Here is a 25,061-nt window from a genome sequence, read left to right as displayed (position 1 = left end):
TTGGGATTATGTATCATTTCTGCCTTAAGCGATGTTTCCCGCACTACAAGTTCCCCCCTAACCCCGTAAAATCACGGGCGAGGAAGGGCGCTCAGGCTTCTGTGGATATCACCCCACCGAGTGCTGGGGGAGCAGGGATCCCTGCGCGGATTCTCAACTACTCCACCTGCGCTGTCTCCGGGGATTCCGCCTGAGTTTCCGGGTGAAAGTAGCGGTAAATCTGCCGGGCAATCTTCGGGCCAATGCCGGGCACTTGAGCCAACTGGTCTTCTGAGGCCACCTGAATGCGGGCAATCGACCGAAATTCTTCCATCAGCAGCTTTTGCCGATACTTGCCCAAGCCGGGGATCTCGTCCAGCGTAGAGGCATGTTGACGCGCTTTCCGTTGCTGGCGATGAAAGGCGAGAGCAAATCGGTGGGCTTCATCTCGCAGGCGTTGCAACAACAAGCGAGCCGGATCTTGGGCCGGCAACCGCAAGGGCACAGGATCCCCCGGCAGAAAGATCTCTTCTTCTCGTTTGGCCAAGGCAATCACCGGCAGGTGATCCAGCCCTAAATCTGCCAAGACGGCCATGACTGCCGACAACTGCCCCTTGCCCCCGTCGATGAGCACCAAATCCGGCTGATCCTCAGGGGTCATTTTGCTGAAGCGACGCCGGGCCACTTCTGCATGGCTGGCAAAATCATCGGAGTGACCGGGGCGCACCTCAGGGTTGCGAATCTTGTAGCGGCGGTAGTGCTGTTTGGCAGGCAGGCCATCGATAAACACCACCTGACTGGCCACAGCATCGGATCCCTGGATGTGGGAAATATCGTAGGCTTCTAGACGGCGGGGCACATCCGGCAAATCCAAGACTTCTGCCAAGCGCTCCAAGGCCGCGGCATCCCGATCCGCCAAGCGCTGAGTGCGGGTTAGCTCCAGTTGGGCATTCCGCTCAACCAACTCGATCAGCTCGGCTTTGCTCTGCCGTTGGGGGGCAACAAGGCTGACCTTGCGGCCTTTTTTCTGACTCAGCCAAGACTCCAGAAAATCGTGATCGGGCAATTCATACTGGGTCAAAATCTCAGAGGGAATTTCCACCGGATCGCAGTATTGATAATGCTCTTGTAAAGCCCGCTGCAAGATAAGGCCTGGGTCGTCACCGCGGTTTTCGGCCACAAACCCCAGCCGCCCCACCAACTTGCCTGCCCGCACCTGAAACAATTGAATGCAGGCTCGTGAATCATTCATGGCCAAGGCCAGAGCATCACGGCTGACGGTAGAGTTAGGCAAAGAGACCTTCTGGGATTCTCCCAATTGTTCCAAACCGCGAATTTGATCCCGATATCGTGCGGCTGCCTCGTAATTTTCCTGTTCGGCGGCCTGGATCATCTTCTCCTGCAGCTCTCGGATCAGCTCATCTGTCTGGCCTTGGAAGATCATGGCCACTTGAGTCAGCGTTTTGCGATACTCTTCTGGGCTGATCAAGCCTTGGCATACCCCGGGGCAGCGCCCAATGTCGTAGTTCAAACAGGTGCGATCTTTGTACAGAGGTTTGGGCCGTTGGCGCAAGGGAAAAATTCGTTTGACCAACCCAAGGGTATGGCGCAACAGGCCAACATCGGTGTAGGGGCCATAGTATTTGTCTTGATTCCGATCAAGGCGACGATGGCGGGTGATGTAAAGCTGGGGATAAGGCTCCGACCAGGTAATACACAAATAGGGATACTTTTTATCGTCCTTAAGGAGAACATTATAAGGGGGCTGATGGGTCTTAATCAGATTGTCTTCTAGGGCTAGGGCTTCACTTTCATTGTCGGTAACGATAAACTCGATCTCGCAAACCTGAGCTACCATGCGCTGAATGCGAGGGGACAGGTCGCCGGTGAAGCGGAAATAAGATCGCACGCGAGAGCGCAATTTCTTGGACTTGCCTACATAGAGGATCTGATCCGTGGCATCTCGCATTAAATATACGCCGGGTTCAGCAGGAATCTCCTTGAGACGGCTCTCTAGAACGTCACGGCTGTGAATCAGAGGGACGGTCATAAAGTTCAGTTCTACCGGGTAGAGTCAGGGATCCCATGACTTCAATCTAGCAAGGATATGGCTTTTCTCGGCAACACTGACTCCAACCCATGTGGAGACACAGTCATTCTGAACAATCATTCTGAACAAGTTTGGGAAGCTCGTCCTGCTTTCAAGCTCCAACCTGCTAGCACAAATGGCAATAGCTCGTCGCATCGCAGGATCAAAGTACCTCTTTTGACGGGTAGACCTCCATGATTTGGGAAGGATAAGTTGATTTGTGATTAACATAATTTTGTCCAGAGTTCTGGTAGTTCATTTACATAAGATATAGCAGCAATGAAAAGTCGCTTAAGTTTATTAACTAGGGATATATTGACTTCTGAGACAATCTTTTGAGTAGATTCAGGTATAAATTGCCTGTGACAATCCTGGCATCGATAATGCTGCTTTCCATTATGGATCTTGTCGTATCTAAGTTAAAAGAATGACGGCTTGGGCAAGTCAGCATGAGCTTACTCAGAAACACGAAAAATCTAGGGTAATAGTATCATTGCTCCCAGAGCACCACCAGTATAGTCAATAGGGCAAGGGCTCCGTCCCGCTGGCGCGACCCGAATCTCTGAGCTCTATCCTTACAATTGAGCTCCTGGATCCTGGCCTATGTCTTGCTGCAGGGCGGCCAAGTCTATCTTTGGCTTCTGGGTCTTGACTTTTGTCGGCCTGAGGTCTTCTAGGTTCAGCCAGCGATAGACCGTTGCACGCCTGACTTTGTACATCTGTTGTACATCTGTGGGGTTGCCCTCTTCCTGGACATACCCTACGGCTGTCTCCCTACCGCAGTTCTCCACAGGGCCAGTTGCCAGCGAGCGGAGCCGGTGTGAGCTGGCGCATTCGCCCTAGCTTTCTCAGATCGTCCGCAGTCCGTCGGGGAAAGCTGCAGAAGAAACTCGAAAAATCTGTTCATGGCGAGCTTTTTTGTCTTTACTTCGCTGAGCCGATTGCCCCAACGGTTGCCCTGTTGGCAAGAGCCAGCCGTGACTTGAGACTGCCCCCCTTTTCCTGTCGGATTGGAGTGCGATATGCTGGTTTTCCACCTCTGAAAGCGTGATTTATTCCAAACTGTTTTTACTCCTATGAATCCCCATCCCTCTCAGGTCTCGGCCCCTATCCTGCAGGAAAACTGGCACTTTCAAGAGCGGGATGCTTGCGGGGTCGGCTTTTTGGTGAATCAGCAGGGGAGAGCCAGCCACGACCTCTTGCAGAAAACCCTTCAGGCCCTCACCTGTATGGAACATCGGGGTGGCTGTGGCGGCGACGGCCAGAGCGGTGATGGGGCGGGCATTGCAACGGCAATCCCCTGGTCGCTGTTGCAGGCAGAGAGGGAAGAAATTCGAGCTTGGGATCCCACTCACAGCGCGGTGGGGATGGTCTTTTTGCCTCAGGATCCTGCTGAGTGTCAGGCGGTGCAGCAGGTGATCGATGAGTACTTGACCACCACCGACTGGCAGCGGGTGGTTTGGCGGCAGGTACCGGTCAATCCCAATTGCCTGGGGCCGATGGCGCGGCAGACCATGCCCTCCATTTGGCAGATGCTCCTCACCCATCCCACGCTGGAAGGAGACGAGCTAGAGCAGCAGCTCTATCTGTTGCGGCGGCGCATTCGGCGGCGGGTAGAGGCTCGGTTTGGCTTTTATGCTCTGTATTTTGCCTCTTTGTCCTGCCGGGTTGTCGTTTACAAAGGCATGGTGCAATCGTCGGTTCTGGGCCAGTTTTATCGAGATCTGCAAAACCCCCTCTACACCACCACCTACGCCACCTACCACCGCCGCTTCAGCACCAATACCCTGCCGCGTTGGTCGCTGGCTCAGCCTTTCCGCTACCTCTGCCACAACGGCGAGATCAACACCTACCTGGGCAATGTCAACTGGATGGCCGCCCGCGAACAAACCCTTTCCCATCCCCGCTGGGGTACAGCGGTCGAGGATCTGAAGCCGATTATTGACCCGGGCACCAGCGACTCAGCAGGTCTGGACGCTGTGTTTGAGCTGTTGATTCAGTCGGGCTACTCCACTCAGCAGGCGATGATGGTGCTGATCCCGGAAGCCTATCGCAACCAGCCAGAACTGCAGAATCACCCGGAAGTGGTGGATTTCTACGAGTTCTTCGGCGGCCTGCAGGAGCCTTGGGATGGCCCGGCGATGGTGGTTTTCTGCGACGGCAAAACCATCGGGGCCACGTTGGATCGCAATGGCCTGCGCCCAGCCCGCTACGCTCGCAGCCGCGATGGTCTGCTGGTGGTGGCCTCGGAAGCTGGCGTGGTTCCTCTGCCGGAGACCGACATTTTGGAAAAAGGGCGGCTAGGCCCAGGGCAGATGCTGACGGTGGATCTGCAGAGCGGGCAAATCTGCAAAAACTGGGAGATCAAAACCCAGGTGGCAGCCCAGCACCCCTACGGCGAATGGCTCAAAGCCCATCGCGTTCAGCTCAGCACCCAAGGCTTTGAAAATACCCCTCACCTCTCGGAAGAACAACTGTTACAAGCCCAAACCGCCTTCGGGTACTCCTCAGAAGATGTGGAGATGATCATCGAGGAGATGGCGGCTACGGGCAAGGAGCCCACCTTCAGCATGGGGGATGATGCGCCGCTGGCTGTGCTGTCCACCCAGCCTCATCCCCTCTACGACTATTTCAAGCAGCGCTTTGCCCAGGTCACCAACCCTGCCATCGATCCCCTGCGGGAGAGCCTGGTGATGTCTTTGGATGTGTATCTGGGATCCAAGGGCAACCTGCTGGAGATCCGCCCTGAGCATGCCCGCCTGTTGCAGTTGCGCAGCCCGGTGCTCAACGAAGCGGAGCTGGCCGCTCTGCAGCATACCCCTTTTCCCTGCCACACGCTCCCGATTCTCTATCCGGTGGCTGCCGGCCCAGAAGGACTGGAGGTCCAGGTACGGGCCCTCTGCCAGCAGGCGGCTCAGGCAGTGCGGGGGGGAGCTGAGATTTTAATCCTCTCGGATCGCGGCCTTGATGCCGAGCAGGCTCTGATCCCACCTCTGTTGGCGGTGGGCGCCATCCACCATCACCTCATCCAGGAGGGGCTGCGCCTACGCGCTTCCCTGGTGGTGGAGACTGCCCAATGCTGGAGCACCCACCACTTTGCCTGCTTGATCGGCTACGGGGCCAGCGCCGTTTGTCCTTATCTGGCCTATGAAGCTGTGCGGCAGTGGTGGCACAAGCCCAAGACGCAAACCCAGATGGCTGCCGGCAAGTTGCCCCAGCTTTCCCTGGCCGAGGTGCAACTGAAGTACCGCGCCGCCATTGAGGCAGGGCTGCTCAAGATTCTTTCCAAAATGGGCATTTCTCTGCTCTCCAGCTACCACGGGGCGCAGATTTTCGAGGCCATTGGCCTGAGCCAAGAGGTGATCGATCTGGCCTTCCGCGGCACGGTGTCGCGGGTGGGAGGCATGACGCTGGCGGATCTGGCCCGCGAGGGCATGGTGAATCACCAGCGGGCCTTTCCCGAACTCACCTCGAAAAAGCTGGAGAACTTTGGCTTTATCCAGGCGCGGCCCAAAGGCGAATACCACATCAACAGTCCAGAAATGGCCAAACTGCTGCACAAGGCCATCGAATCGGGTCAGCCTGCCCACTATGAGATCTACAGGGCGCACCTGCGCAGCCGCACCCCCACCGCGTTGCGAGACCTGCTGGATTTCCGCAGCGACCGGGATCCCATTCCCTTGGAGGAAGTGGAACCGGTGTCGGAGATTTTCAAACGCTTTGCCACAGGTGGGATGTCCTTGGGGGCCCTCAGCCGCGAGGCCCACGAGACCCTGGCCATTGCCATGAACCGCATCGGCGGCAAGTCCAACTCCGGTGAAGGCGGGGAAGATCCGGAACGATACCTCCCCATCACCGATGTAGGCCCAGATGGCACCTCGGCCCGCTTTCCCCACCTGAAGGGGCTGCGCATGGGGGACAACGCCAGCTCGGCGGTGAAGCAGGTGGCCTCGGGCCGCTTTGGCGTGACACCGGAGTATTTGCTCAACGCGCGGCAAATTGAGATCAAAATTGCCCAGGGGGCCAAGCCGGGCGAGGGCGGGCAACTGCCGGGCAAAAAGGTCAGCCCCTACATCGCCAAGCTGCGCCGCTCCAAGCCGGGGGTGACCTTGATCTCGCCGCCGCCCCACCACGACATCTACTCCATCGAGGATCTGGCGCAGTTGATCTTCGACTTGCACCAGGTGAACCCCCAGGCACAGGTGTCGGTGAAGCTGGTGGCGGAGGTGGGCATCGGCACGGTGGCGGCAGGAGTAGCCAAGGCCAACGCCGACATCATCCAAATCTCCGGCCATGAAGGGGGCACAGGGGCTTCCCCCTTGAGCTCCATCAAACATGCCGGGGCACCTTGGGAGTTGGGCCTGGTGGAGGTGCATCATACCCTGCTGGAAAACGGCCTACGGCAGCGCTCCATCCTGCGGGTGGATGGCGGCATTCGCACGGGTTGGGAAGTGGTGATGGCGGCCATGCTGGGGGCAGAAGAGTTTGGCTTTGGCACGGTGGCCATGATTGCGGAGGGGTGCATCATGGCGCGGGTGTGCCACACCAACAACTGCCCTGTGGGAGTGACCAGCCAGAAGGAGGAGTTGCGCAAGCGCTTCCCCGGCACGCCAGATCACGTGGTGACCTTCTTCACCTTTGTGGCGGAGGAGGTGCGCCAAGTCTTAGCGCAACTGGGCTACCGCTCTCTGAAGGAGGTGATTGGACGGGTGGATCTGCTCTGTCCGCGGGCCGATGCCGTTCTGCAGAAAACCCCATCCTTGAACTTGGAGTGTCTGCTGCGAACTCCCCCCGGTTTTGATCCCAACACCCTGCCCGACTGGTTGGAGCATGAGCCGGTGCATTCCAACGGCCCGGTGCTGGATGAGCAGATCCTGGCTCAGCCGGAGGTGCAGAAGGCGGTGGAAACCTGCGGCACGGCCACGGTGGAGATCCCTATCGCCAACACCGACCGCTGTGTGGGCGGGCGCATTGCCGGAACCTTGGCCCGCTTGTACGGAGATACCGGCTTCGCCCAACAGGGGGGGCAGTTGGATCTGCGCTTTGTCGGCAGCGCCGGCCAGAGCTTTGGCGCTTTTACACTGGCGGGGATGCGCCTGACCCTGACAGGAGAAGCGAATGACTACGTGGGCAAGAGCATGTGTGGCGGCGAGATCGTCATCCTGGCTCCCCCTGAGGCGCCCCGCGATCCGGCGGAAAATGTAATCCTGGGCAACACCTGTTTGTACGGGGCCACGGGCGGATCCCTGTTTGCCAACGGCCAGGCGGGGGAACGCTTTGCGGTGCGCAACTCGGGAGCGCAGGCGGTGATCGAGGGATCCGGCGACCACTGCTGCGAGTACATGACCGGTGGGGTGGTGGTGGTGCTGGGGCGGGTGGGCCGCAACCTGGGAGCGGGGATGACCGGCGGCCTGGCCTATGTGCTGGATGAGGAGGGCAACTTCCCCGCCAAGGTCAACGGGGAGATCGTGCGCATTCAGCGGGTGCAGACAGCAGCAGCAGAGGCACAACTGAAGAGCCTGATCCAAGAGCACTATCGCCGCACCCATTCCCCCAAAGCGGAGCACATTCTGCAAAATTGGGAATCCTATTTGCCTCTGTTTTGGCAGGTGATCCCGCCTTCGGAGGAGGGCAGCGAGCTGACGGATCCCTTGCGATCCCAGCCGCTGGCAGTGGAGTCTTAAGGATCTCTCAGAGCCTGCCGGTAACACTTCTTATCCCCACGACGGCCAGAGAGGCTGGTAAACTGCGAGAGTATACCTGGCCTTTTCATCCGCTTTAAATCAACTATGAGTCCCAGTTTGCAAGCTGCTCAAACTCAAGCGCGAGTGCCCACCGAGACCATCCTGACGCCGCGCTTCTACACCACCGATTTCGAGGCCATCGGCAAAATGGGCTTAGGGGATCGAGAGGCCGATTTCCGGGCCATCCTGCAGGAGTTTCGCGCCGACTACAACCGCCATCACTTCGTCCGGGGTGAGGAGTTCAACCAAGACTGGGAAAGCCGCCTGGATCCGCAGGCGCGCCGGTTGTTTGTGGAGTTCTTGGAGCGCTCCTGTACAGCCGAGTTCTCCGGTTTTCTCCTCTACAAGGAGCTGTCGCGCAAGCTAAAAGAGACTAACCCCGTTTTGGCCGAGTGCTTTGCCCTGATGAGCCGCGATGAGGCCCGCCATGCCGGCTTTCTGAACCGCGCCATGGGCGACTTCAACATGGCCTTCGACCTGAGCTTTCTCACTAAGCACAAGTCTTACACCTATTTCGCGCCGCGTTTCATCTTCTATGCCACCTATCTCTCGGAGAAGATTGGCTACTGGCGCTACATTCTCATCTACCGCCACCTGGAGGCCCACCCCGAGGATCGCGTTTACCCCATCTTCAACTTCTTCAAGAACTGGTGCCAGGACGAGAACCGCCACGGCGATTTCTTTGCGCTCATGCTCCTAAGCCAGCCGCGGCTGCTCAAGGGATGGGTGGCCAAGCTGTGGTGCCGTTTCTTCTTGCTGTCGGTGTTCGCCACTATGTACCTCAACGATGTGGGAGAGCGCCCGGATTTCTACCGCCTCATCGGGCTGGATCCCCATACTTATGACATGGAGGTAATCTACAAGACCAACCGCGAGGCGGCCAAGGTGTTTCCGGTGGTGTTGGATGTGGAAAACCCTGAGTTTATGCGGCGGCTGCAGAAGTGTGTGGCCAACAACGCTAAGCTGAGGGAGATTGCCCGGGGATCCGGCCCCTTCAAGGGTTTGCGCAAGCTGCCCCTCTACTTGGATAACTTCTATCAGTTTTTGCGGCTGTTCCTCCTGAAACCTCGGAAAGCTGGCTTCTACCTGTGGGAGCAGCCGGAGCCCCGTTTTGAAGGAACGGCTGTTTCTGCTTGAGCCGTCTTGCCCTCAGCTTGGTACCCGTACAGCCTCATAGGTCAGCCATGAACATTGCCGCTGAGATTACGCCGCTCTTTTTGCTGGGAACGCTGGCCTTTTTGGGTTGGGGCTTCTGGAGAGCCCGTCGACGGGGATCCTTAGCCGTTTGGGTGTGGTTACAGGGATCCCTGCTGCTGCTGCCCTGGGTGGTCTTCCTAGGGCTGTTGCTGCTGGGAATCTACCTCAACTTTGCCGGTTTCCTGCTGCTGTTGCTGGTGTTTACGGGGCTCTACATTGCTGTGGGGCGCAAGACCCGCCAGTTGGCCCAGCAGGAGCTGCAGGCCCGTCGCGAGCAGTTGGCTCGTCTGGAAGAGCAGGGGGAAGCCCCTTCGGCAGGGGAGGCGCCTTTGGAAGCGCCTGCGGTTCTGCAGCGGATCTCGGCTGAGGATCTGCAGGCCATTCAGTCTATTTTCGGCCTCGATACCTTTTTCGTCACCGAGACCGTCCCCTATGGGGAAGGGGCGATTTTTAAGGGCAACCTGCGCCAGGAGGCGGAGGTGGTGGTACCCCTGCTGGTGGAGAAGCTCAAAGAGCAGGTGGGCAGTCGCTACCAGCTCTTTTTGGTGGAGGATCCGGCGGAAAAGCCGGCGGTGGTGGTCTTGCCGGATCCCATCGTCAATTACCGCGCTTCCGTGGGGGCGCAGATCCTGGCGGGGGCGTTGCTGGTCTTCAGCTTCGTCGCCACGTTGGAGGTGGGGGCCAATCTCTTGGGCTTCCGGCTGTTGGATGCGCCGGGGCGCTGGGTGGAAGCCCTGCCGGTGGCAGCCGGGATCTTCGCCATCTTGCTGGTGCACGAGACCGGACACCGCTGGATGGCGGGCAAGTACGGCGTGCGCCTCAGCCCTGCTTTTGTTATCCCCAGCTTGGGGATTGGCACGCTGGGATCCCTAAACCGCATCCAATCGCCGGTGCCCAGCCGCAAGGCCCTCTTCGACATTGCCTTTGCCGGCCCGGCAGCGAGCGGGATCCTGTCGCTGCTGGTGCTCTTGGCTGGCCTGAAGCTCTCCGGCTCCGAGGGTCTGTATGTGCCCACGGAGATCTTCCGCAGCTCCATCCTAGTGGGCACTCTGGCCCGGCTGGTGCTGGGATCCCAGTTGCAGGCGGAGCTGGTTCCCATTCATCCTTTTGTTGCCGTGGGCTGGATTGGCCTGGCAATCACCGCCTTGAGCCTGCTGCCGGCAGGGCAGCTGGACGGGGGTCGCATTGTGCAGGCGGTGTACGGGCGGAAGACGGCGGCCCGCGCCACCTTCATCACCCTGATTGCCTTGGCGGTGGCGGCCATCAGCAACGTCTTGGCCCTCTACTGGGCGCTGCTGATCCTGTTCATCGCCCGCGAGCCAGAGCGTCCACCGCAGGATGAGATTACTGAAACCGACGGTCAGCGGGATGCTTTGGCATTGCTGGCCCTCTTTTTGATGGTCATGACCCTGTTGCCGATTGCTCCGGCCTTGGCGGGCTTTCTCAATTTCCCCAACGGCTGATGGGGTAGAGGCCCAGGATCCGCCGGCGAGAGGAGCTCACTGTGTCTGGACCGGGGAAAGGCTTTGGCCTAGGCAGAGCTGGAAAGGACAGAGGAGAGCACCTGCAGCGTCTGTTGGCCCAAGCCGTTCGCCATCACCAGGCAGGGCAATGGCCACAGGCTGTCTCACTTTACCAGCAGGTGCTGCAAGCCCAGCCCACCCACCCCGAGGCACTGCACCTCTTGGGGGTCTGTCGGCAGCAACAGGGATCCCTGGACGACGCGATTGCCCTGATCCGGCAGGCCCTTGCCCACCAGCCCTGGTTTCCCGACGCCCACTTTAATTTGGGAATTGTTCTCAAGCAGGCGGGGCGGCTGGCGGAGGCGAAAACTCACCTGCAACTGGCCCTAGAGCAGGGGGGGCCGGATCCAGAAGTCTTCTACCAGTTGGGGCTGGTGCTGCGGCAGCAGGGGGATTTGGAGGCGGCCCTTGTCCCCTTGGGACAGGCCCTGGAGCTGCAGCCGGACTTTGCCGATGCCGCCTACACCCTGGCCATCCTGCTGCGGGATTGTGGCCGGGAGGAGGAAGCGGCGGAGCTGTTCTACCAACTCTGGCAAGCGGATCCCGCCGACTTGGCCGCGGCCCTGGGCTGGTGTGTTAGCCAGTTGCCCTTGCTGTACGCCTCGGCAGACCAAGTTTCCGTGGCTCGGGAGCGCTACCGCCAAGCCCTACAACAGGTGAAGGGCCGCTGGGAACACCTGCCGCGGGATCCCGAAACCCTGGAGCGAGCAGCTGCCGGGATCGGCTCCGTCCAACCCTTCTTTTTGCCCTACCAAGGCCAGAACGACCGCGATCTGCAGCAGCTCTACGGATCCTTGGTGAGGGACGTGATGGCGGCCCGCTATCCCCAGCCCTCCGTCCTCTGGCAGCGACATCCTGGCCGAGTGCGGGTGGGCATTGTCTCCGGCCTGTTTCGGGATCACTCCGTTTGGAAGATCCTGACTCGCGGCTGGGTAGAAGCCCTGAATCGTGCTCAAGTGGCCCTCTACGGCTTCCACACCTCGGTCATCCAAGATGAGGTCACGTGCTCCCTGCCCCCTCGTTTTGAGCACTTTGTGGCCGGATCCCGCAGCATAGAAGAATGGCAAGCGGCTATTCGAGAGGCACAGCTGGATGTGCTCCTCTACCCGGAAGTGGGCATTGACCCGGTCTGTGCCCAACTGGCCGCCCTCCGCTTGGCGCCGGTACAGGCGACGGCCTGGGGCCACCCGCAAACTTCTGGCCTGCCGACAATAGACGTTTTCCTCAGCAGCGAGCTGATGGAGCCGCCGGACGGGGCCGGCCATTACACCGAGCAGCTCCTGCCCCTGCCTGGCATCGGCACCTACTATATTCCCCTAGAAGTTGACCCCGCCCCTGTGGACTGGCAAGCTTGGGGGGTGGATCCCGACAGGGTGCTTTACCTCTGCGCCCAATCCCTATTCAAGTACTTACCTCAGTACGACGAGGTGTTCCCCCGCATCGCCCGGGAAGTGGGGAAGTGTCAATTTCTATTTTTGCGGGGCCGTCTCTCCCAAGGGATCCGCGAGCGCTTTTGGCAGCGGCTGCGACGAGCCTTTCAGGCCTATGACCTAGCTGCCGAAGAGTATGTGGTGCTCCTACCGGAACTCTCGCCTGCAGAATATGCCGCCTACAACGCCCTGGGGGATATTTACCTGGATAGCCTCGGCTGGTCAGGGGGCAACACCACCCTGGAAGCCCTGCCCCACGGCCTGCCCATCGTCACCTTGCCCGGATCCCTGCTGCGGGGCCGCCACACCTACGCCATCCTGCAGCAGATGGGGATCCTGGATACCATCGCCCACACCCTCGATGAATACGTCCAGATTGCCAGTCAGTTGGGCTTGGATCCAGAGTGGCGAGAGCAAATGGGCCAGCAGGTGAAAGCACGTCAAGATCGCGTCTACCGGGATCCCGCGCCGATCCGCGCTCTGGAAGAGTGGTTGCGAAGCCTGAAGACCTGAGGGGGCAGTTTGGGTGAAAGGATAAACGGGTGAGTGTTGTCCTCTTGAAGGGATCCCGGACAGATGGCAGGATAGGCGGGGTTGTCTTGCCGGGCTTTGCCCATGTCTTCTGAGTCTGCTCCCGGTCAGTTCCCCAGGCCGGAAAACGCCCCCGACAACTTGCCCTCCCTTTCAACGCGCCTGAAAGAGATTGCCGTGGTATTCCTGCGGCTGGGATCCCTGGGTTTCGGCGGCCCCCAAGCCCACATCGCCATGCAACACGATGAGGCGGTGATCCGGCGGGGCTGGATGAGCCAGGAACAATTTACCGAAGGGGTGGGCCTATGTGAAATGTTGCCAGGGCCAGCTTCTACCCAGATGGGGATCTATGTCGGCTATGTGCGGGCAGGCTGGTTGGGGGCGGTGCTGGCGGGGATTTGCTTCATTGCCCCTGCTTTTGTGATCGAGGTGATTTTTTCTTGGCTTTACTTTCGCTTTCAGGGGGTGCCGCAGCTAGAGGGGATGTTTTTTGGGGTGGCCCCGGTGGTGATCGCCATTATCCTGGCCTTTTGCTGGAAACTGGGCCGTAAAGCTGTGAAGGATTGGAGCCGGGGGCTGATCGCGGTGGCGGCCTTTGCCCTGCTGCTGATTGGGGGGGTGAATATCCTGTTGCTGTTCGGGCTGGCGGCTCTGGTGGGGCTGCTGCTGTATGGGCCCAAAAAAGGCCCACTATCGGGGATCCCGATTTTACTCCCTTGGCCAGTATTGACGTTGGCCCAGACGGTAGTGGCCACGGTTCCACCGGAAACCCTTATCCTGAGCAGCTTTTGGGGTCTGGAGCGGATTGGTGCCTATTTCTGGCCTTTGACCTTGTTTTTCCTGAAAGTAGGCGGCACCATCTTCGGGGGAGGGCTGGTGATCATCCCCTTCATCGCCGACGAGGTGGTGGATCAGTTGGGCTGGTTGACGCCGACAGAGTTCTTGGATGGGGTGGCCATTGGGCAATTTACTCCTGGCCCGGTGGTGCTGACGGCAGCCTTTATCGGCTACAAGGTGGCAGGGGTGCTGGGGGCCCTGACGGCAACAGTGGCCATCTTTGCCCCTTCTTTTGCCTTTATTTTGCTGGCAGCTCCGGTTCTGTTGCGCATACGGCACAATGCTTGGGTGAAGGGATCCCTGCAGGCAATTACCCCAACGGCCCTGGGGGCTGTTGCTGCGGCTACAGTGCCCTTGGCCCAAAATGCGCTGCTACAACAAACAACTCCCGCTTCGCTGGTGGCTTTGGGGATCGGGGTAGCGGCCTTCATTGCCTTGATGCGCTTTCGCCAGCCCACTTGGCTGTTGGTGTTGATGGGAGGGGGGGCGGGTTTGCTGGCCCGAGGTCTGCTGGCCTAAAGGTTTTGCTCCCTGGCCCTGCTTTCTCCTTGGGGGTGAGGGAATGACCCTGATTCAGCCTGATGGCCACGGCACTAACTGGCTTGGGCCAGCCCTTCCTCAGAGGGATCCCTGCCTTCCAGGCGACAAAACAGTTGCCGCATGAGCAGCTCCCGTTGGCCAAGAGACAGGTGAGGGGCAAGGGCGCTGGGAAAGTGGGGCATGGCTAGGGTGACACGATCCAACAGGTCGGCGCGGCGATGTCTCTGTTGAATAGCCCAAGCCCGTTCCAGAAGGTTTTGGGCTGCTTCTGGCGCTAATCCCGCTTGCTCCGATAACCACGCTGCCAGTTGTTCCAAATCGGGGTCGAAGCGCAGCCGGTACATGTAGATCAACATGCCGATCCCGATCACCAAGCCCAAGCCACTGGCTACATAGGCGGCTTTGATGGAAGTTCCCGGCAGATAGGCCACCGCCGACACGCGCAAGATTTCGTAGGGGATGCGGATCAGGCTATAGCCGACAACATAGGTCCAAACCCAAGTGCCATCTTTGAGTTTGGGAAAGCGCCAGAACATTCCCATCAAGAGGGCAAATAGAAGCAGGTTGAGGACGCTTTCGTAAAAAAAGATGGGGTGAAAAAACTCAAATTGGCTGTATTCCGGCTCGCGGGCTTGGGGAGGAATGTACACCCGCAGCGGCCAAGGGCTGTCGGGAGGAATAGGGGCACCGTAGGCCTCAGAGTTGAAAAAGTTGCCCCAGCGCCCGATGGCTTGGCCCAAAATCAACCCCGGCGTGAGCACATCGGCGTACTTCCAGCCGTTGATCCCGGTGGTGCGGCAATAGAGGTAAAGGGCAAGCGCGCCGGCCAACACCCCACCGTGGATGATGAGACCCCCCTGCCAAATGGCAAAGGCCGAGAGGGGGTTGTCTTGGAACTCTGACCAGTGGGTGAGGACGTAGTAGAGGCGGGCGCCCAGAAACCCAGATATTACCAACCACAGGGCCAGTAGCTCCACTCGTTCACTGGCTTTGCCAGGCTCTTTCTCTAGATGACGAGATTCTGCCAACGCTTTGGTCAAGATCAAGCCGACCAACACGGCCACTGCCATCAATAGGCCATACCAGCGTAGGCCCAGCCCTCCCACCAGCGGGGTGCCGGGGGGAAAGCGGAAGACAAATTCTCCCGGTGAGCTGAAGGTAAGGCCCAACAGCCCTGCACTCCATAGGTTCATCGACAACACGCTCTGCACCCCAAAATTGCTCAACTCAGTTCCACGAGTCGGCCTTATCAACCTCACCCGCTTGGGTTAGCGGGACGGAGTTCCTTCCGGGCTCTTCTCCCCTATCCCCGGCAGCCATTCACAGGCTCCAACAGGGATCCATTCTCCCCGATCCTGAAGCAGCGCCAGTCCTCGTTCCCAGTTGCCCCGATCCTACAGGCCCGTCACGGACAAGATTCCACCCTAGAGCCCATACCTTTACCAAAAAGCTAGGTCCAAAGCCCCGCCCTTCCAGGACGACTTTTGCCCTGTTAGACCTGCAATTAAGATACACCCACGCTGGTCGGAGATGCCAAACTCCTCAAGGCCACTCCAGCGCAGTACCAAGCCTTGGATGACGGAGTACACCGGCCAAGTGGTGGGGCTAGATGGGGGCGACAGCAGTGGGCAAGCTGTGCCGTGTCTCCAGTCTTTGCGTTGTACCGAAAGGAGATGGAGGATGTCAACTGGACAGGGGTGTGGATCCCGGATGGGTTGCAGTTGGTATCCATTGCTCCTGAGGCCAAGGCGGTGATGCAACACTGTTATGGCGGCTACACCACCAACCTGACTCTGGAGGAGTTCACCCGCCCCGAAAACTACCTGGTTCATACCCTGGAAGGACAACCGCTCCCGGTAGGGCCGGTGCGCACTTTGATCCCTCACCCATATGCCTGGAGTTTCCCCCCTAAGATCAGCTGGGCTTTTGGGGGAGCAACGGCTACTACATGGGCGGTGAACCCTGGGCCGAAGAACGCTACAGCAATCTATAGAGGCTCTGAAATTTTGCGCTCCTTTAGCAGGGATCCCTCGAAGTTCTTTGCCGCTATCTGCCGTTTTGGCCGCAAACTGAAGAGAGCACCTTGGTTGCCGTTGCTGCGAACGCCTGAGGTGCCTGTGTCTTTAGATCTCAAAGTAAAGCTTAAATAGCAAAGCTCAAAAGATCCATTGGACTCCATTCCGCTTACGCAAACACTAGAAATCATGGGATCCCGTTCACCACGTCCAGCCCGGCCCATCCGTTCCGGCCACTATCCGGCCAAAGAGCTGTGCAGCCAGTGTGGCCTTTGCGATACCCGCTACGTGGCCCAGGTCAGAGAAGCCTGTGCGTTCTTGAACCAGCAACTGACCCAGTTGGAAGAACAGACCCACGGGCGATCCCGGGAATCGCTGCGCTCAGGATCCCTTGCCGTCACTGATACCGATTACTTCGGTGTCTACGAGGCGATGTACACAGCCCGCAAGCGGGATCCGATCCCGGGGGCCCAGTGGACGGGCATTGTCAGCAGCATTGGCATGAAGGCCCTCACCACTGGCTTGGTGGAAGGGGTGGTGTGCGTGCAGGCGGATGAGCGGGATCGCTTTCAGCCACGGCCCATCCTGGCCCGTACCCCCGAAGCGGTCTGGGCGGCGCGAGTTAACAAGCCAACTCTTTCTCCCAACTTGTCTGTGTTGGAGCAGGTGGAGCAAAGCGGCCTCAAGCGCCTATTGGTGATCGGGGTGGGCTGCCAAATTCAGGCTTTGCGGGCGGTGGAAAAAAAACTGGGCCTGGAGAAGCTGTACGTGTTGGGCACGCCCTGTGTGGACAATGTCAGCCGTGCCGGGCTGAAAAAGTTTCTAGAAACCACCAGCCGCTCCCCACAGACGGTGGTGCACTACGAGTTTATGCAAGACTTCCACATCCACTTCAAACACGAAGATGGCTCGGTGGAAAAGGTGCCCTTCTTCGGCCTCAAGACCAAAGAACTCAAGGACGTGTTTGCCCCCTCCTGCCTCAGTTGTTTTGATTATGTGAATGCTCTGGCGGATCTGGTGGTGGGCTACATGGGATCCCCCTTGGGCTGGCAGTGGCTGCTGGTGCGCAACCAGCGGGGGCAAGAGCTGCTGGACTTGGTTTGGGAAGAGCTGGAAACCCAACCGGTGATCTCCCAGGGATCCCGGCGGGCGGCAGTGCAACAGGGGATCCCTGCCTACGACCAAGCCCTGAGTTTGCCAATGTGGCTGGCTCGCCTCTTGGGGGCGGCAATCCAGCGCTTTGGGCCACGCGGTTTGGAATATGCCCGTTTTTCCATCGATTCCCACTTCACCCGCAACTACCTCTACGTGCGCCGCCACTATCCCCAGAAGTTGGAGCAGCACGTGCCCCCCTTTGCCCGGCGGATTGTGGAGCAGTACCAACTCCCGCAAGACTGAGGCTCAGCAGTAGCGGATCCCAGCTTCCGCCCAGCGATCGATAGCCTGACCTATGCGCTCGCAATCGGCAATTAGGCTAATCCGCACGTAGCCCTCTCCTCCCTCTCCAAAAGCGCTGCCGGGGGTTACGACCACGCCTGTAGATTCCAGCACCCGCAGGGCAAACTCCGTCGATCCCTCAGGGGTGCCGTCGGCAGCGCGGGGGGTAGGGATCCAGAGATACATCGTCGCCCGTGGCGGCTCGATCCGCCAGCCCAACTCCGCTAGGCGGCCGATCAGATAGTCGCGCCGGCGGCGGTAGCGCTCTTGTACCTGCTCCAGGTAGCTATCCGGCAGGCGCAGGGCAGTTTCGGCGGCCTTTTGGATGGCGGCAAAAATGCCGTAGTCGAGATTGGTTTTTAGGGTGCGCAAGCTCTGGATGATCTGGCGATTGCCCACCACAAATCCCACCCGCCAGCCGGCCATGTTGTAGGTTTTGGAGAGGGTGTGGAACTCCACTGCCAAGTCCTTGGCACCTGGGATCTGCAGCAGGCTGGTGGGCCGGTAGCCGTCAAAAGCCAGCTCGGCATAGCACAGGTCGTGCACCAGGATGAGATCGTAGCGGCGGGCAAACTCCACCACCTCCTCAAAAAAAGAGCGGGGCGCAACTGCCGCCGTCGGGTTATTGGGGTAGTTAAAGTAGAGCACCCGCGCTTGCTGGGCCACTTCCGGCGGTATTTCTTGCAGATCGATCAACCACCCCTTCTGCGGGCGCAGCATCATCGGGTAGATCTGCCCGCCGGCAATCATGGGGCCGCGAAAATGGGCTGGATAGGCAGGGCTGGGCACCAACACCAGATCTCCGGGATCCACATAGGCCAGAGCCAGGTGGGTCAGCCCCTCTTTGGATCCCAGCAAAGGCAGCGCCTCTCCATTGGGATCCAGCTCCACCCCGTAGCGGCGCCAGTACCAATCCGTGATCGCCTGGCGGAAGCTGGCCGTGCCCTCAAAGGGCGGGTAGCCGTGGTGGGCGGGATCCGCAATGGCCGCCTGCGCCGCCTCCACCACCGGCTGTGGGGTGGGACCATCGGGGTTGCCCATGCCCAGATCGATCAAATCCAACCCCTGCTGGCGGGCGCGGGCCTTCAGCTCATCCAAGCGGGCGAAGACATAGGCGGGCAGCTTGTTCAGCCGCTGGGCGGGAACGAGAGCGCGGTTCATGGCAAGAATGGGGAAGGGGCACAGCCGGTGCCTGATGGGAGGATAGGTACCTAACTTACCGCCAGACCTGCATCCAAAGCAATGATCGAGATTGGCGGCTTTGGGCATCCGGGATCCCGAACAGCTAGGATAGATATCCCAAGTTATCGACGAGCCAACAGTGCCCCTACCTCTTGTGGCCATTGTGGGCCGCCCCAACGTGGGCAAATCCACCCTCGTCAACCGCATGGCGGGGGTGCGTTCGGCCATTGTGCACGATGAGCCCGGCGTGACCCGGGATCGCCTGTACCAGGAGGTGGAGTGGAACGGGCGCCGCTTGCGGGTGGTGGACACCGGCGGCCTGGTTTTTGGCGACGACAGCGAATTTCTGCCCCACATTCGCCAGCAAGCGATGGCAGCCATGGCCGAGGCGCAGGCCGTGATCTTCGTGGTGGATGGCCGAGAGGGACTGACACCCGCCGATGTAGAAGTGGCCGATTGGCTGCGCAAACAACCCCTGCCGGTGGTGGTGGCCGTAAACAAGTGCGAGTCGGGGCAGATGGGCCTGGCTCAGGCAGCAGCCTTTTGGGAGCTGGGGCTGGGGGATCCGATCCCCTGTTCCGGCATCCATGGCAATGGGGTAGCCGAGCTGTTGGAGGCGGTGCTGGCTCACTTGCCCGAAGTGACCGAAGAAACGGTGGGTGAGCCGGATCCCATCGCCGTCTCGATTGTGGGACGGCCCAACGTCGGCAAATCCAGCCTGCTCAACCGCCTGGTAGGATCCGAGCGGGCCATCGTCAGCCCCATTTCCGGCACCACCCGCGATGCCATCGACACCGTGGTCACCTGGGAAGGGCAGCCCTATCGCCTCATCGATACCGCCGGCATCCGCAAAAAAAACCGCGTGCAGTACGGCATTGAGTTCTTCAGCATCAACCGGGCCTTCAAGGCCATCCAGCGCTCGGATGCAGTGCTGCTGGTGATCGATGCTTTGGAGGGGGTTACCGAACAGGATCAGAGGCTGGCCGGGCGCATCGAAGAAGAGGGCCGCGCCTGCGTTGTCGTCGTCAACAAGTGGGATGCAGTAGAAAACAAAGATACCCACACCATCAACGAGTTCACCCGCGAGATTCGCGACAGGCTTTACTTTATTGAATGGGCGCCGCTCCTGTTTGTCAGCGCCCTCACCGGGCAACGCACCCACAAAATCTTTGAGCAGGTGAATACCGTGGTGGCCGCCCACCGCAAACGGGTTCCCACCGCTGTGGTCAACGAAGTGCTCCAGGATGCTCTTGCCTGGCAATCGCCCCCCACCAACCGCCAGGGCAAGCAGGGCAGAATTTACTACGGCACCCAGGTGGCGGATCGGCCCCCCACCTTTGTTCTGTTTGTCAACGATCCCGATTTGTTTAAGGATAACTACCGCCGCTTCCTGGAAAAGCACTTCCGGCAAAACCTGGACTTTACCGGTACCCCCATTCGCTTTCTCTGGCGCGGCAAATCCGAGCGCTTGGTTGGGCGGGCGGTGCGAAAATTGGAGGGATCCCTGACCTCTCGTTAGGCCCTCTGGTCTACTGAAAGCCTATGGCTGTGGATCCCAACGTCAAAACCCTGGTTGACAACCGTCGCGCCCGCTTCGAGTACGACATCTTGGAGACCTATGAGGCCGGGATCCAACTGACCGGCACAGAGGTGAAATCGATACGAGCGGGCAAAGCCAACCTGCAAGACGCTTTTGCCCTCTTTCGGGATGGGGAAGCATGGCTGCACAATCTGCACATCTCCCCCCATGACACCGCCAGCAAAGTGTTTAACCACGACCCTACCCGCCGCCGCAAGTTGCTGCTGCACCGCCGCGAGATCGACCGCCTACGGGGCTTGGTGGAACAAAAGGGCCTGACCGTGGTTCCCCTCAAGCTGGTGCTCAACCGCGGCTGGATCAAAGCCCATCTGGGCGTGGCCCGCGGCAAAAAGCTCCACGACAAGCGACAAGCCATCAAAGAGCGGCAAACCCAGCGGGAGATTCAGCGGGAACTGAAGGAACGATAAATTTCTCCCTGAGCCCCTGCTGGCTTCCACGTCGTTTGCCAAGCGCCTTTTTGTATTCTCAGATACAGCGATCTGCAGCGGGATCCCGATGATGGATGTAGTCTTCCGGCTTTGGATCCCTGTTCTGTTGGAGCTGCCTGTGAACTGGAATCTTACCCGCGCTTTTTCTCCCTCGAGAGGCTGGGCTATTGGCCTGGCAGTCGCCGCTTTACTGGGATCCACCCCCACAACGGCGCAGGAGACCTTCAAAGTGGGCATGGTGCTGGTGGGGCCGATGCAGGATGGCGGCTGGAGCCAGGCGCATGTGGAGGGCAGCGAATACGTCAAGGCCAAGTTGCCCGGTGTCGAGTTTGATTACCTGGATAAGGTGAACCCGGCGGATCGGCCCAATGTGCGCGCCTCCCAGGTGGCGGATGACATGATCGCCCGAGGTGCCAAGGTTATCATCTTTACTTCCGATGACCACAAAGACGATGCGATTGAAACGGCCCGCAAGCATCCTGAGATCGCAGTTATCCATGCTTCTGGGGACATGGCCTGGAAGGAAGGGAAAAATTACATCGATCTGCCCAACTTGGCCAACATCATGCCCCAGATGGAAGCGATGCGCATGGTGGCCGGATGTGCCGCGGCTCTGGGATCCGAAACCGGCAAAATTGGCCTGTTGGGGCCTCTGATCAACGACGAAACCCGCCGTTACGCTGCTGCCGCCTACTTGGGAGCCAAATACTGCTGGGATACTTACCGGGATCGTCCCGAGGAGTTGCAATTCCGAGTGACCTGGATTGGCTTTTGGTTCAACATTCCAGGGGTTACTCTGGATCCAAGCAAGGTTGCCGATGACTTTTACAACAGCGGCTTTGATGTGGTGATGTCGGGGTTGGATACGCCGGAGGCGGCGGTGCAAGGCAAGCGGGCTGCTGAGGCCGGAAAGCGAGTGCGCTACACCCACTACGGCCTGGCCAGCGGTTGTAACTTTGCGCCCGAAATTTGCCTGGGGGTTTCCTACTACAACTGGGGGCCAGGATACAAGCAATTGATCGAGGCAGCTCGCGCGGGCACCTTCGAGAGCCAATTCCTACGTCCGCCCATCGACTGGTCGGATATCAACAACCCGGACACGTCTTCGGCAGGGTTCATCATGGGAGAAGCCCTGGAGCCAGAAGATAGGGCTAAGTTGGAGGAGTTCATCGCCGGCTTGGGGAATGGCAGCATTCAGCTCTTCAAGGGGCCGCTCAACTTTCAAGATGGCACGCCCTTCTTGGCTGAGGGAGATGTGGCCAGCGAGGTCGAGATTTGGTATCTGGGCCAGTTGCTAGAGGGCATGGAGGGAGCCAGCAATTAGGAGAAAATGTTTCATGCTCCGGGTAGGGGGAAGAACCGGTCGGTGGCTTTCACCCGCTGACACCAGGCTCGGATCTGAGGAAAGGGCTTGAGGTCAAACCCGCCCTGCTCCGCCACATGGGTGTAGGTGAAAAGGGCGAGATCGGCGATGGTGTAGCGGTTGCCCACAAAAAATGCTTTCCCCTGCAGGTGGCCTTCCATGATCTCCAAGGCCTCTGTTCCAGATTTCAAGTTCTGGGCGATCATGTCAGCATGGGCCTCTGCTTGGCCGGCCCGCACCCAGAAGCGAGTGGTGGCGATGTAGCGGGCAATGCGGGTTTGTTCAAAAAGCAACCACTTCAAAATCTCGGCCCGTTCCAACTTGTTTTGGCCGTAGAGGGGGGTGTCTTCTGCCAGGTAGACCAAGATCGCGGCGGACTCGGCCAAGACCGTTCCATCTTCCAGTTCCAAAGCCGGGATCTGGCCCAGGGGGTTTTTGGCCAGGTACTCGGGGCGGCGGTTTTCTCCGGCCCTGGAGTTGACTTCAACCGTCTCATAGGGGATCCCCAATTGCTTGAGGAGCAATTCCACTTTGTAGCAATTTCCGGAGGTTGGGATCCCGTACAGTCGCAACATTGTGGTTAACCTCAGCCCAAAGCACCTTACAAAGAACTTCGTCCTAACAACGCCAACGGCAACCCAATCAACAAAAACCCTCTGTCCCTAACACTTTTTTAGCAGCTTTGTTCTTCCAACTCCTGCATCTGCCGGCGGTATTCCCGCCCAAAGGCTTGCAGCAACCCTTCTGCATGGGAAAGAGGCCCTGCTTCATAGGCACGGGATCCCACCCCTTGCTGGGTGAGCTCGCACAGGTGCCAATCCTGTCGATTGGTGCGATCCCACAATTCCACCACCTCGCTGGGATCAAAACCATCCAGCGCCAAGGTCTCCGGCTCAAACAGCCAATCGCAGACAACCCGCGTCCGGTCGGATCCCTGCGGCCACAGGGTGTGGGTCATGACATAGTCCGGCTGCAGGCTCAAGAATAGATTGGGCATAAGGGTGTAGTAGTAGGCTCGCCGTTGGTTTTCTCCGCGCACGGTGGAGATCAGGGGCAAGCTGCGTTGGCCACTCATGTTTAGGCTGGTAACATCTGGGTTGAGCAACATGTAGCCGCCCAAAAAGGGGCCTTCCATCAGGTCGTTGCGACCGCTGCGAGCCGGCGAAAGACGGGCCAATTCCGGGTGAATGAGGGGGCAGTGGTAGCACTCAGAGTAGTTTTCAAACAGCAATTTCCAGTTGGCCTGAACGTTGTATTCAATACGATGACCTCGCCGCAAAGCAGACAGGTTCCACTCTCGGAAGCGGCCTTGCAATGGGGCAAAAACCTCGTCGAAGGGCTGAGGATGGCGGCTGAGATTGACCCAGACAAAGCCTTCCCATTCCACCAAAGCGGCTGAGTGGAGGGGATAGTCTTCACGGCGAAAGTCTTCCACCTCGTGCATCTGGGGAGCCGCCAACAATTGTCCATCCAGCCCATAGCGCCAGGCGTGGTAGGGGCAAGGGATCCCATCGGCAAAATGGCCTTGGGGCTCACTGCAGAGTCGGGTTCCTCGATGGCGACAGTGGTTGAAGAAGGCATGGGCTTGCCCCTTGGGATCCCGTACCAGGATCAGGCTTTCTCTAAGCACCTGCACCTGCAAAAAGTCTCCGGGTTGGGCCAGATCGGCACTGCGCCCCACGCAGAACCACTGCCGATAAAAAATCCGCTCGATCTCCGCCTCAAAACGGCTGGAAGAAACATAGTAGTGGCCAGGCAGGGTGCGGGCGCCCGGTTGAACAGTAGCGGGATAGAAAGCGGTCATGGGGCAAAGCAGCGATAAGAAAAACTGCTGTGGGACTCCAGAGGCTTTGCTATCCAAGCTAACGCAGGGATCCCAGTCAGTATCTGTTCTAAGCAGGTCTAGGGCATTTTTGCAGCATTTCCCCCAGGCACGCCGTGCTGCTTGCGCGAATACCCCAGTCTCCTACCCACAAGGGGAGAGGGGGGCATAAGAACTCCGTCCTGCTGACGCAAATGGCTTATTCCCGCTAGGGGGACGTAGCGCTGTAGCCCAAGTCGCGCAGAAGGTGCTCAGAGCGCCGCCAGTGGGGCCGCACCTTGACAAACAGCTCCAGGTACACCTTGCCCAGGATCAGCTTTTGAATCTGCAGGCGGGCTGCCTGGCCGATCCGCTTGAGCCTTTCCCCCCCTTTGCCGATGAGGATCCCCTTTTGCGAGTCCCGCTCTACATAGAGGGTGGCCAAGATGCGGGTGACGTTGGGGGTTTCTTCCACCTGGTCGATGGTCACGGCCACGGAATGGGGCACTTCCTCGCGGGTCTGCAGCAGCACCTGTTCTCGGATCAGCTCCGCCATGATGAACCGCTCCGGCTGATCCGTCACCAGATCCGGCGGGTAGTAGTAGGGGCCGGTGGGCAGCAGATCGATGGTGGCTTGGATCAGGGGTGTCAAACTGCTGGGATCCAAGGCAGACACCCAAACGACAGGAGCGCCGGGGCGCAGGGCTTGGTAGCTCTCCTGGTGAGCTTGGCGCACGGCAGCATCCCGAGGCAGCAGATCCGCTTTGTTGCAGACGATCAGGCAGGGGGAAGCAGCAGGGATCCGCTCGGCAATAAAAGCATCCCCGCGTCCTGCCGGCACCGATCCATCCACCACGAAGAGGATCACGTCCACAGCGGCAATGGCTGCCTGGGCGTTGTGTACCAAGATTTCCCCCAGGCGGTGGTGGGGTTTGTGGATGCCAGGGGTATCCACCCAGATGATCTGGGCTTGGGGTAGGGAGAGGATCCCCTGCAGGCGGTTGCGGGTGGTCTGGGCCACGGGAGAGGTGATGGCAATCTTTTGTCCCACCAGGGCGTTGAGTAGGGTGGACTTGCCCACATTGGGCCGCCCGATCAGCCCCACAAACCCCGACTTAAACCCTGGCGGGGCAGCCGGGATCGCAGACAGTTCCCCACTGCTGACACGACCGGGCGCCGATTCCCCTTCTGCTGCAGCAGCGGAGGACTCTGTCCCGCCGTCGCCACTGGATCCCTGTCCCTCAGGGGAGGGATCCCTCCCGTCTGAAGGAGAATAGGGATGTCCGGCGCTGATACATTTACGCTGAACACTGCTGAACATCACTGTTCAACTATGCAGCGATAGCATTCTGTTTGTTTCCAACC

17 protein-coding genes are annotated in these 25,061 nt (G+C 59.3%); 10 read left to right on the top strand and 7 right to left on the bottom strand.

Annotated features, from left to right (window positions below):
- Positions 1–157: 157 nt before the first annotated feature.
- Together uvrC and NW834_RS01335 are read right to left on the bottom strand one after the other, a co-directional pair.
- Positions 158–2,029 (bottom strand): excinuclease ABC subunit UvrC, encoded by a 1,872-nt coding sequence (gene uvrC / locus NW834_RS01340; RefSeq protein ID WP_414418784.1) that lies wholly within the window; start codon positions 2,027–2,029, stop codon positions 158–160.
- Between the two features lie 614 nt (positions 2,030–2,643).
- Positions 2,644–2,859 (bottom strand): IS630 transposase-related protein, encoded by a 216-nt coding sequence (locus tag NW834_RS01335; protein WP_414329292.1) that lies wholly within the window; start codon positions 2,857–2,859, stop codon positions 2,644–2,646.
- A 285-nt stretch (positions 2,860–3,144) separates the two neighbouring features.
- On the opposite strand from NW834_RS01335, the gene NW834_RS01330 reads away from it, so the two are divergent.
- The 5 genes from NW834_RS01330 (at position 3,145) to chrA (ending at position 13,849) form a co-directional block, all read left to right on the top strand.
- On the top strand, positions 3,145–7,752 hold the full coding sequence (locus NW834_RS01330) for a glutamate synthase-related protein (protein WP_414418783.1): 4,608 nt from the start codon (positions 3,145–3,147) through the stop codon (positions 7,750–7,752).
- 105 nt (positions 7,753–7,857) lie between these two features.
- Positions 7,858–8,949 (top strand): magnesium-protoporphyrin IX monomethyl ester (oxidative) cyclase, encoded by a 1,092-nt coding sequence (acsF, locus tag NW834_RS01325; RefSeq protein ID WP_414418782.1) that lies wholly within the window; start codon positions 7,858–7,860, stop codon positions 8,947–8,949.
- Between the two features lie 47 nt (positions 8,950–8,996).
- A complete protein-coding gene (locus NW834_RS01320; protein ID WP_414418781.1) occupies positions 8,997–10,472 on the top strand; it encodes a site-2 protease family protein in 1,476 nt (491 codons plus the stop codon).
- 41 nt (positions 10,473–10,513) lie between these two features.
- Complete coding sequence (locus NW834_RS01315; protein ID WP_414418780.1) at positions 10,514–12,475, top strand: tetratricopeptide repeat protein; 1,962 nt, start codon at positions 10,514–10,516, stop codon at positions 12,473–12,475.
- A gap of 102 nt (positions 12,476–12,577) precedes the next feature.
- Positions 12,578–13,849 carry a chromate efflux transporter gene (chrA, locus tag NW834_RS01310; RefSeq protein ID WP_011432884.1) on the top strand — a complete coding sequence of 424 codons (1,272 nt, stop codon included), beginning with the start codon at positions 12,578–12,580 and terminating at the stop codon, positions 13,847–13,849.
- A 74-nt stretch (positions 13,850–13,923) separates the two neighbouring features.
- Here the strand turns inward: chrA and lgt are convergent, their stop codons facing one another.
- Positions 13,924–15,063, bottom strand: coding sequence for a prolipoprotein diacylglyceryl transferase (gene lgt, locus NW834_RS01305; protein ID WP_414418779.1), 1,140 nt, complete (start codon positions 15,061–15,063; stop codon positions 13,924–13,926).
- A gap of 447 nt (positions 15,064–15,510) precedes the next feature.
- Between lgt and NW834_RS01300 the strand changes: the two genes are divergently transcribed.
- Both NW834_RS01300 and NW834_RS01295 read left to right on the top strand, forming a co-directional pair.
- Positions 15,511–16,020 (top strand): molybdopterin-dependent oxidoreductase, encoded by a 510-nt coding sequence (locus tag NW834_RS01300; protein WP_414418778.1) that lies wholly within the window; start codon positions 15,511–15,513, stop codon positions 16,018–16,020.
- A 54-nt stretch (positions 16,021–16,074) separates the two neighbouring features.
- The gene (locus tag NW834_RS01295; protein WP_414418777.1) at positions 16,075–17,283 is read left to right on the top strand and encodes a Coenzyme F420 hydrogenase/dehydrogenase, beta subunit C-terminal domain; all 1,209 of its coding nucleotides are present in this window, start codon (positions 16,075–16,077) and stop codon (positions 17,281–17,283) included.
- Positions 17,284–17,286: 3 nt separating this feature from the next.
- On the opposite strand, the gene NW834_RS01290 is transcribed toward NW834_RS01295, so the two are convergent.
- On the bottom strand, positions 17,287–18,483 hold the full coding sequence (locus tag NW834_RS01290) for an aspartate aminotransferase (RefSeq protein ID WP_414415961.1): 1,197 nt from the start codon (positions 18,481–18,483) through the stop codon (positions 17,287–17,289).
- 160 nt (positions 18,484–18,643) lie between these two features.
- On the opposite strand from NW834_RS01290, the gene der reads away from it, so the two are divergent.
- The 3 genes from der to NW834_RS01275 all read left to right on the top strand — a co-directional run bounded on the left by der (position 18,644) and on the right by NW834_RS01275 (position 21,856).
- The gene (gene der, locus NW834_RS01285; RefSeq protein WP_414418776.1) at positions 18,644–20,023 is read left to right on the top strand and encodes a ribosome biogenesis GTPase Der; all 1,380 of its coding nucleotides are present in this window, start codon (positions 18,644–18,646) and stop codon (positions 20,021–20,023) included.
- A 23-nt stretch (positions 20,024–20,046) separates the two neighbouring features.
- Positions 20,047–20,511 carry an SsrA-binding protein SmpB gene (smpB, locus tag NW834_RS01280; RefSeq protein WP_011432891.1) on the top strand — a complete coding sequence of 155 codons (465 nt, stop codon included), beginning with the start codon at positions 20,047–20,049 and terminating at the stop codon, positions 20,509–20,511.
- A gap of 91 nt (positions 20,512–20,602) precedes the next feature.
- Positions 20,603–21,856: a BMP family lipoprotein gene (locus NW834_RS01275; RefSeq protein WP_414418775.1), complete on the top strand. Its 1,254-nt coding sequence runs from the start codon at positions 20,603–20,605 to the stop codon at positions 21,854–21,856.
- An 11-nt stretch (positions 21,857–21,867) separates the two neighbouring features.
- Here NW834_RS01275 and NW834_RS01270 read toward each other — a convergent pair whose 3' ends face one another.
- The 3 genes from NW834_RS01270 to era all read right to left on the bottom strand — a co-directional run bounded on the left by NW834_RS01270 (position 21,868) and on the right by era (position 25,017).
- Positions 21,868–22,470, bottom strand: coding sequence for a glutathione S-transferase family protein (locus NW834_RS01270; protein WP_414418774.1), 603 nt, complete (start codon positions 22,468–22,470; stop codon positions 21,868–21,870).
- A 98-nt stretch (positions 22,471–22,568) separates the two neighbouring features.
- The gene (locus tag NW834_RS01265; RefSeq protein ID WP_414418773.1) at positions 22,569–23,699 is read right to left on the bottom strand and encodes an aromatic ring-hydroxylating oxygenase subunit alpha; all 1,131 of its coding nucleotides are present in this window, start codon (positions 23,697–23,699) and stop codon (positions 22,569–22,571) included.
- 226 nt (positions 23,700–23,925) lie between these two features.
- Positions 23,926–25,017, bottom strand: a complete 1,092-nt coding sequence (gene era / locus NW834_RS01260) for a GTPase Era (protein ID WP_414418772.1) — start codon at positions 25,015–25,017, stop codon at positions 23,926–23,928.
- Positions 25,018–25,061 lie beyond the last annotated feature (44 nt).

The organism is Synechococcus sp. R60.1 (genome assembly GCF_047461835.1).
Lineage (GTDB): Bacteria > Cyanobacteriota > Cyanobacteriia > Thermostichales > Thermostichaceae > Thermostichus.
This window is presented reverse-complemented; position numbering and strand designations above follow the sequence as displayed.